Origin of the sequence: Actinomadura sp. NPDC048032 (assembly GCF_040653175.1) — a bacterium.
Classification (GTDB): Bacteria; Actinomycetota; Actinomycetes; order Streptosporangiales; family Streptosporangiaceae; genus Spirillospora; species Spirillospora verrucosospora.
Genome location: NZ_JBEZJP010000359.1, coordinates 1 through 8,802, shown reverse-complemented (window position 1 = coordinate 8,802; position 8,802 = coordinate 1). Strand labels below are relative to the sequence as shown.

At 72.5% G+C, this 8,802-nt stretch carries 9 protein-coding genes and 1 pseudogene; all 10 read left to right on the top strand.

What is annotated here, in order from left to right:
- Positions 1-126 precede the first annotated feature (126 nt).
- The gene (locus AB0C69_RS32645) at positions 127-741 is read left to right on the top strand and encodes a hypothetical protein (RefSeq protein ID WP_345179066.1); all 615 of its coding nucleotides are present in this window, start codon (positions 127-129) and stop codon (positions 739-741) included.
- 189 nt (positions 742-930) lie between these two features.
- Entirely contained in the window at positions 931-1,548 is a 618-nt protein-coding gene (gene pdxT / locus AB0C69_RS32640) for a pyridoxal 5'-phosphate synthase glutaminase subunit PdxT (RefSeq protein WP_345179065.1), read from the top strand.
- 3 nt (positions 1,549-1,551) lie between these two features.
- Complete coding sequence (locus AB0C69_RS32635; protein WP_185024089.1) at positions 1,552-2,307, top strand: YebC/PmpR family DNA-binding transcriptional regulator; 756 nt, start codon at positions 1,552-1,554, stop codon at positions 2,305-2,307.
- Positions 2,308-2,390: 83 nt separating this feature from the next.
- Positions 2,391-3,542 (top strand): GNAT family N-acetyltransferase, encoded by a 1,152-nt coding sequence (locus tag AB0C69_RS32630; RefSeq protein WP_353834140.1) that lies wholly within the window; start codon positions 2,391-2,393, stop codon positions 3,540-3,542.
- 55 nt (positions 3,543-3,597) lie between these two features.
- The gene (gene ruvC / locus AB0C69_RS32625) at positions 3,598-4,173 is read left to right on the top strand and encodes a crossover junction endodeoxyribonuclease RuvC (protein ID WP_345179216.1); all 576 of its coding nucleotides are present in this window, start codon (positions 3,598-3,600) and stop codon (positions 4,171-4,173) included.
- Positions 4,170-4,778, top strand: a complete 609-nt coding sequence (gene ruvA, locus AB0C69_RS32620) for a Holliday junction branch migration protein RuvA (RefSeq protein WP_353834139.1) — start codon at positions 4,170-4,172, stop codon at positions 4,776-4,778. The genes ruvC and ruvA overlap by 4 nt, the downstream gene beginning before the upstream one ends.
- Before the next feature lie 29 nt (positions 4,779-4,807).
- Positions 4,808-5,881, top strand: a complete 1,074-nt coding sequence (ruvB, locus tag AB0C69_RS32615; RefSeq protein WP_345179060.1) for a Holliday junction branch migration DNA helicase RuvB — start codon at positions 4,808-4,810, stop codon at positions 5,879-5,881.
- A 178-nt stretch (positions 5,882-6,059) separates the two neighbouring features.
- Positions 6,060-6,566, top strand: a complete 507-nt coding sequence (gene yajC, locus AB0C69_RS32610) for a preprotein translocase subunit YajC (RefSeq protein WP_345179059.1) — start codon at positions 6,060-6,062, stop codon at positions 6,564-6,566.
- A gap of 110 nt (positions 6,567-6,676) precedes the next feature.
- Positions 6,677-8,416: a protein translocase subunit SecD gene (secD, locus tag AB0C69_RS32605; protein WP_360358796.1), complete on the top strand. Its 1,740-nt coding sequence runs from the start codon at positions 6,677-6,679 to the stop codon at positions 8,414-8,416.
- Positions 8,417-8,418: 2 nt separating this feature from the next.
- Positions 8,419-8,802: pseudogene (locus tag AB0C69_RS32600) on the top strand (protein translocase subunit SecF); the annotation flags it as partial.

Sequence of the window (8,802 nt, the reverse complement as noted above, 5' to 3'; positions counted from 1 at the left end):
GCGCGGTTCCTGTGCACCACCGACCAGGACCAGAACCAGCCACACGGGCCGCCGAGAGGGTTTACGCTGACGGCGCGGCCGGAGGGGCGAGCCCTGGCCGGCGCCCGGCCGCGGGAGGGATGGAGCATGGCTTGGTCGGTCGCGCTGGCGTGCGCGAGCGCGGGTGAACCCGCCGAGGTGTTCCGGCCGGGCCTGGTGCCCGATCCGGACGCCGCCGCGAAGATCGCGCGCCGCCTGTATCCGGCGGCCTCCCTCACCGAGACCGGCGACACGGTCCTGGACTTCGCGCTCTGGCCGTACGAGGACGAGCTGTTCGTCGGCGCCTTCGAGCGGGCGCTGCTGCTGTGCGACCGGCGGCTGTTCTGCCTCGACGACGACGCCCGCCGCATCGCCGACACCGCCGCGGCGGCGCTCCCCGGGTCCCGCTGCGGCGTCCTCGTCCTGCACAACGTGATCCGCAGCTGCTGGTTCCGCTGGTACGAGTCGGGCGTGCTGCTCCGCGACGTGTACGTCACCGCCGAGGACGGCGTGGTCGTCGACCAGGGCGAGCGGCTGCCCGTCGAGCGCCCCTTCTGGCGCGCCGTCGACGCGGGCGCCCCGGACGTCCCGCTCCCCTTCGACCCCGAGGAGTTCGGCCTCGCCCTCGCCGAGGAGCACATGTTCGGCCGCGGCATCGCCGACCGCGGCAAGGACGGCTTCCTCCCCCTGGAGCTTCCGGTCCGCCGCTTCCGGCACGCCTGACTGGCGTCTGGAGCGGAGCCTGCGGAGTGGAAGGCGTCGGTCAGGCCCTGTTCTTGGGGGGTGTGGGGTTCTCCCCACAGTGAAGCGTCCGGCGCCAGCCGGGCGTGCTGGGAAGATCAGCCAGGTCGTGGGGCGTTGTAAGGAACGTCTAGGGTTGAGACGTCTCCTGTGCCCCCGGAAGGTTTCCACGTGACTGCTGTGCCCACGATCGGTGTCCTCGCCCTGCAGGGCGACGTGCGCGAGCATGCGCGCGCGTTGGAGGAGGCCGGGGCGCGCACCGTGAAGGTGCGCCGCCCCGACGAGCTGGAACGGGTCGACGGGCTGGTCCTGCCCGGCGGGGAGTCCACCACCATGTGGCGGCTGGCGCGCTCGTTCGAGCTGCTGGAGCCGCTGCGCAAGCGGATCGAGGCGGGCATGCCCGCCTACGGCTCCTGCGCCGGCATGATCATGCTGGCGGACAGGATCCGGGGCGGCGTGGCGGGCCAGGAGACCGTCGGCGGGATCGACATGACCGTGCGGCGCAACGCGTTCGGCCGGCAGGTCGACTCGTTCGAGGCCGCCGTCCCGCTGACCGGTATGGGTGACACGCCGTACCACGCCGTTTTCATCCGCGCACCCTGGGTGGAGTCCGTCGGCGACGCCGTCGAGATCCTCGGACGCGCGGAGAGCGGGCCGAACGCCGGTAGGATCGTCGCCGTCCGCCAGGGGCGCCTCATGGCGACCGCGTTCCATCCGGAGTTGACAGGCGATTTCCGCGTGCACCACTACTTCGCCGATCTGGTGCGCCGGACGACAGAGGAGGATTGACAGATGTCCGGCCATTCCAAATGGGCGACGACCAAGCACAAGAAGGCGGCCCTCGACGCCAAGCGGGGCAAGCTCTTCGCCAAGCTGATCAAGAACATCGAGGTGGCGGCCCGGACGGGCGGCGGCGACCCCGACGCGAACCCCACCCTCTACGACGCCATCTACAAGGCGAAGAAGAACTCGGTCCCGAACGACAACATCGAGCGCGCCCGCAAGCGGGGCGCCGGTGAGGAGGCCGGGGGCGCCGACTGGCAGAACATCACCTACGAGGGCTACGCCCCCGGCGGTGTCGCCGTGCTCATCGAGTGCCTGACCGACAACCGCAACCGGGCCGCCTCCGAGGTCCGCGTCGCCCTGACCCGCAACGGCGGCTCCCTCGCCGACCCGGGCTCGGTCTCGTACATGTTCAACCGCAAGGGCGTCGTGATCGTCCCCAAGGCCGGCACCAGCGAGGACGACGTCATGATGGCCGTCCTGGACGCCGGGGCCGAGGAGGTCAACGACCTCGACGAGGAGAACTTCGAGGTCGTGAGCGAGGCCGGCGACCTGGTCGCGGTCCGCTCGGCGCTGGTGGACGCCGGGATCGACTACGAGTCGGCGGAGAGCAAGTTCCTGCCGAGCGTCACCGTCCCGCTCGACGAGGACAACGCCAAGAAGGTGTTCCGGCTCCTGGACGCCCTGGAGGACTCCGACGACGTCCAGGAGGTCTACGCCAACTTCGACGTGAGCGACGAGGTCATGGCCTCCATCGACGCCTGACGCCCCGTCGCCCCGCGAACGCCGCCGCCGCCCGCCCGGGTGCGGCGGCGTTCCCGTCGGCGCCGTCGCATACGGTCTGGATCATGGAGATTCGCGCTCTGGCACCAGACGAGGCGGACGCCGTCCGCGACATCCGCGCCCGCGCCTTCGGGCCGCTGTCCGACGAGGTGTGGGCGCGTCGGTCCCGGCTGGTCCGGCAGGCGGCGGAGGCGGGGAGGCAGTTCGCCGGCCTCGACGGCGGCGCGGTCGTCGCCACGGGGGCGCTGCTCGACATGACGCAGTGGTGGCACGGGCGGGCGGTGTCCACGGCCGGCGTCAGCGCGATCACGGTCGCGCCCGAGGAGCGCGGGCGGGGGCTCGGCCGCCGCCTGGTGTCCGACCTGCTGGGGCGGTGCGCCGATCTCGGTCACCCGCTCGCCATGCTGTATCCGGCCACGACGCGGCTCTACCGGTCGCTCGGCTGGGAGCACGCGGGGGGCTGGCACCACGTCGACCTGTCCACCGAGGCCCTGCGCACGATCGCGGCCGAGCGGGTCCCCGTCCGCAGGGCCGGGCCCGGCGATGCCGCCGAGGTCGCCGCCGTGGTGGGCCGCGTGCATCGGGCCGCGCGCGACTGCGGCCCGGTCGGCTGGCCGGAGGCGAGGTGGCGCGAGCACCTCGGTGGCCCGGACGCCTACCACTACCTGGCCGAGGACGGGTTCCTCTCCTACCGCTGGGCGGAGGGCAACGCCGGGCTGGAGGTCGAGCGGCTCGTCGCCTCGTCCGAGCGGACGCTGAGGGCGCTGTGGGCGATCGTCGGGTCCGGTTCGTCCACGGCCGAGTCGGTGCGGGCCTGCGTGTCGCCGATGGACCCGGTGCTGTGGCTGCCGCGCGAGCGCGAGCAGGAGACCGTCCACCGCTCCCAGTGGATGCTGCGGGTGGTCGACGCGCCCGCGGCGATCGCTGCGCGCGGCTACCCGGCCGGGGTCGCCGCGGGCGTCCCGCTGGAGATCGACGATCCGCTGCGTCCGGCGAACTCGGGCCACTGGCGCCTGGAGATCGAGGGCGGCGAGGGGCGGCTGGAACGCTCCGCCGCCGGCTCCGGCGCCGTGCGCCTCGGGCCCCGCGGCCTGTCGGCCCTCTACTGCGGGATACCGGTGCCGACCCTCCGCCGCGCCGGACTGCTCCAGGGCGGGGACGCGGAGGCGCTCGGGGCCGCGTTCGCGGCCACGCCGTTCTCGCTGGACTACTTCTGACCGGCCACGCGGATTGATAGCGTTGGCGGCCGAACAGATGATCGAAGGAGCGGCCGTGCGGGTGATGGGGGTGGACCCCGGCCTCACCCGGTGCGGGGTCGGGGTCGTCGAGGGCGCCCCGGGCAAGCGGCTGCGGCTGGTGCACGTGTCGGTCGTGCGGACCGCCCCCGACGAGGACCACGCCCTGCGCCTGCTGGGCGTCGAGACGGGCATCGCGGCCGTCATGGACGAGCTGCGCCCCGACGCCGTCGCCGTCGAGCGCGTGTTCTCCCAGCACAACGTGCGGACGGTGATGGGCACGGCCCAGGCCGCCGGGATCGCGATGCTGCTGGCCGCCCGGCGGGGCCTGCCCGTCGCGCTGCACACCCCCAGCGAGGCCAAGGCCGCCGTCACCGGGAACGGCCGCGCCGACAAGGCGCAGGTGACCAGGATGGTGACCCGGCTGCTGTCCCTGGAGACGGCGCCGAAGCCGGCGGACGCCGCGGACGCGCTCGCCCTGGCCATCTGCCACGTGTGGCGCGGGGGAGCGCAGCGGCGGCTCGCGCACGCCCAGCGGTCGCGGATCGAGGAGGCGGCCCGGGCCGAACGGGACCGGCTCGCCGCCCGGAGCAGAGGAGGAAGCGTCAAGTGATCGCCTTCGTCAGCGGCCGGGTGGCCGCCGCCGGGCCCGACGGGGCGGTGATCGACGTGCACGGCGTCGGCCTCTCGGTGCAGTGCAGCCCCGCCACGCTGGCGGGCCTGCGGGTCGGGGAGGAGGCGCGGGTGCCGACCTCCCTCGTCGTCCGGGAGGACTCCCTCACCCTGTTCGGGTTCGCCGACGACGACGAGCGCACCGTCTTCGAGCTGCTCCAGACCGCCAGCGGCGTCGGGCCCCGCCTCGCCCTGGCGATGCTGGCGGTCCACTCGCCGAACGCGCTGCGCCGCGCCGTGTCCACCGAGGACGTGACGGCGCTCACCAAGGTGCCCGGCATCGGCAAGAAGGGCGCGCAGCGCATCGTCCTGGAACTGCGGGACCGCCTCGGCGGCCCGGTCGGCGACGACGGCGGCGACCTGCGGGCGCCCGCCCGCGCCGAGCCGTGGCGCCAGCAGGTGCAGATGGGCCTGGTCAACCTCGGCTGGTCGGCCAAGGACGCCGACGCCGCCGTGGACGCCGTCGCCGCCGAGCTCGACGGCGGCGAGACGCCCCCGGTCGCGGCGCTGCTGAGGTCGGCCCTGAAGAAGCTGAGCAGGCAGTGAGGGAGCCAGGGGAGGCGCGGGGAGCGGGGATGAGCGGGACCGACGAGACCGAGCGGCTGGTGTCGGCGGACGCCGGCGGGGTCGACGAGCAGCAGATCGAGGCCGCGCTGCGGCCGAAGAAGCTGGCCGACTTCGTCGGCCAGGAGCGGGTCCGCGAGCAGCTCTCGCTGGTGCTGCACGGCGCGCTCGGGCGCGGCCGGACCCCCGACCACGTGCTGCTGTCGGGCGGGCCCGGCCTCGGCAAGACCACCCTCGCCATGATCATCGCCGCCGAGCTGGGGCAGCCGCTGCGGATCTCCTCGGGTCCGGCGATCGAGCGGGCCGGCGACCTCGCGGCCGTGCTGTCGACCCTCGCCGAGGGCGAGGTGCTGTTCCTGGACGAGATCCACCGGCTGGCGCGGCCCGCCGAGGAGATGCTCTACATGGCGATGGAGGACTTCCGCGTCGACGTCGTCGTGGGCAAGGGCCCCGGGGCGACGGCCATCCCGCTGGACATCGCCCCCTTCACGCTGGTGGGGGCCACGACGCGGGCGGGCATGCTGCCCGGCCCGCTGCGCGACCGGTTCGGCTTCGTCGCGCACATGGACTTCTACGAGCCCGCCGAGCTGGAGATCATCGTCCGCCGGTCCGCCCGGCTGCTGGACGTGGAGATCTCCGATGACGCCGCCGCCGAGGTCGCCGGGCGCTCGCGCGGCACGCCCCGCATCGCCAACCGGCTGCTGCGCCGCGTCCGCGACTACGCCGAGGTGCGCGCCGACGGCGTGATCACGCGGGAATCGGCCCGCGCCGCCCTGGCGTTGTACGAGGTGGACGAACGGGGCCTTGACCGGCTCGACCGTTCTGTCCTGGAATCGCTGATGCGCAAGTTCGGCGGCGGACCCGTGGGTCTGTCGACGCTGGCCGTGTCGGTGGGGGAGGAGCCCGAGACCGTCGAGGTCGTCGCGGAGCCGTTCCTCGTCCGGCAGGGCCTGCTCGCCAGGACCCCGCGGGGAAGGGTCGCCACCGCCGCGGCGTGGGCGCACCTGGGGCTTCCCCAGCCGCCGACGGCGCCGATGGCGGGCACGCTGTTCGACCTGGACAGGGATGCCGGCGGGGCGGAATAGTGATCATCTGATAACGGGTTGGGAACTTCCCGGCGTCGCCGATCGTCGCCTCGTTGCCGGGGTCTCGCGTACTCTCTAGACTCCGGGACTTGGTTCACCGTCTCCAGCCGGCGGTCCCGTTGCACGTGACCGGTCTGGTCACAGGCTGGGCAAACGACATCGGAAGGATGCCCCAGTAATGGGCAGCGACATTATTCTCGCGGCGGGCTCGGGTGGTAGCGGGTCCTTCAATCTGCTTCTGCTTCTCGCCGTGCCACTGGTCTTCTACTTCCTGCTCATCCGGCCGCAGAGCAAGCGCCGCAAAGAGCAGATGCAGATGCAGAACGCCATGGAACCGGGCGCTCGCGTCCTGACGACCAGCGGCATCCGCGCGACCGTCGTGGCGGTCGACGACGACGGCATCGTGCTGGAGATCGCCGACGGCGTCGAGGTCCGGTTCGTCAAGCAGGCCGTCATGCAGGTCCTCAAGGACGACGAGCCCGAGGAGCTCGACGACGAGCACGACGAGGACGCCGAGGGCGAGGACGAGGACGGCGACCGCGTCGACCTGTCCAAGGACGGCTCCGAGGTCGACCTGTCCAAGGACGGGGACGACGAGGCCGCGGACACCGCGGGCGAGGACGGCGAGCCGGAGTCCAAGCCGAAGGGGAAGGCGAAGGTCGAGGCGGGCGACAAGCCCGCCTGACCCCTCTCACGGCGACGATACGACGGGAAGTACGACGACAAGTGGCTCCGCCCAAGAATGCGCCCAAGCCCGGGCGCACGCTCCTCGCGCTCTTCGCGATCATGGTGGTCATGGCCGGTCTGGCGGTCTGGCAGGGGCAGACGAAGCCCAAGCTGGGCCTCGACCTCGCCGGCGGCACGACCGTGACGCTCACGGCCAAGACCGCGAACGGCAAGAATCCCCCGGCGAACCAGATGGACCAGGCCGTCAAGATCATGACGAAGCGCGTCAATGGTCTGGGTGTGTCCGACGCCGAGGTCGCCAAGCAGGGCAGCAACAACATCGTGGTGAACGTCCCCGGTGAGGGGCAGGGCCGCGTCGTCAACCTGATCGGGACGACGGCCAAGCTGCAGTTCCGCCAGGTGTTCGCGGTGGCCGACGGGAAGCCGTCGACCGGGGCGGCGCCCACCCCGTCCCCCAGCCCCTCCAAGAGCGCGGGGGCGAAGAAGGACGGGGGCAAGAGCCCGTCGCCGTCCGCGTCGGCCTCCCCCTCGGGGAGCGCGTCGCCGTCGACGTCGTCCACCCCGAGGGGCCGGGCGCTGTCGGGGGCGATGACCGCCCCGACGCCCAAGCCGTCCGGGTCCGCCGCGCCGTCGGCCGCGCCGTCGCCGTCGTCGCCGCTGGGCCAGCCGTCGGCGCAGCCCACGGCTCCCACGCAGGAGTACCCGGACGTCACCGACAAGGCCGTGATCAGCCAGTTCGAGGCGCTGAACTGCTACAGCGGCGACCGGCGGGCTCCCGGGTCCAACGACCCGAACCGCAAGTTCGTCGCCGCCTGCGACCAGGACCAGGAGAGCGGCCAGGTCGCCAAGTACATCCTCGGCCCGGTCCGGGTGCTGGGCGAGAGCGTCTCCTCGGCGAGCGCGATGCCGCCGAACGCCCAGCAGGGCCAGGCCAGCTGGTCGGTCTCGCTGAAGTTCAACGGCACGGGCGCCCGCCAGTTCGGCGAGGTCACCACCGCCGCGTCCCAGGCCTACCAGCAGAACCCGTCCTCGCCGCAGGCGCAGGTCGCGATCGTGCTGGACGGCCAGGTCGTGTCCGCGCCCAGCATCCGCGAGGGCGCCATCACCGGCGGCACCGCCAGCATCGACGGTCCGCCCGACAGCTTCAACCAGCAGTACGCCACCGACCTCGCCAACGTGCTCAAGTACGGGGCGCTGCCGCTGGAGTTCAAGCAGAGCTCCATCGACGAGGTGTCGTCCACGCTGGGCTCCGACCAGCTGACCGGCGGGCTGGTCGCCGGCGCGATCGGGCTCGGCCTGGTGGTGCTCTACTGCCTGTTCTACTACCGGGGCCTCGGCCTGGTGGCCGTGACCAGCCTGGTCGTGGCGTCGGCCATCACCTACGAGGCGGTGGTGATCCTCGGTGAGGGGATGGGCTTCCGGCTCTCCCTGCCGCACATCATCGGCCTGATCGTCTCCATCGGCATCACCGCCGACTCGTTCATCGTCTACTTCGAGCGGCTGAGGGACGAGCTGAGGGCGGGGCGCAAGCTGCGCTCGTCGGTGGAGAACGCCTGGAAGCGGGCGCGGCGCACCATCCTCGTCGCCGACGCCGTCACCTTCCTCGCGGCCCTGGTGCTGTACTTCCTCGCGGTCGGCGGCGTGGCCGGGTTCGCGTTCGCGATGGGCCTCACGACGCTCATCGACGTCATCGTGGTGTTCTTCTTCACCAAGCCGATGGTCGCGCTGCTGGCGCGCACGAACTTCTTCGGACGCGGGCATCCGATGTCCGGACTCGATCCGAGGCGCCTGCACAAGGCGCAGGACACCTCCGCCCCAGCCGCCCGCACGACGAGCCAGGAGGCCTGAGCATGGGAACGCGTGCGGCCATCTCCCGGATCTACCGGGGCGAGATCAGCGCGGACATCGTCGGCCGGCCGAAGATCTGGTACACGATCTCCGGGCTGCTGCTGGCGCTGTCGATCGCGGGCCTGCTGGTGCAGGGCCTGAACTTCGGCGTGGAGTTCAAGGGCGGCTCCGTCTTCACCTTCAAGGCGCCGAGCGCCTCGATCGAGCAGGTGCGCGGCGCCGTCGCCGACGGCGGCCCCCACCAGGTGATCGTGCAGAAGGCGGGCGGCGACTGGCGGGTCACGACCGAGAGCCTGTCCTCCGACCAGGTCACCGAGGTCAAGACGAGCGTCTCCAAGGAGCTGACCGACCCCGCCGACATGGACAGCACGCAGTTCGACGGCGCC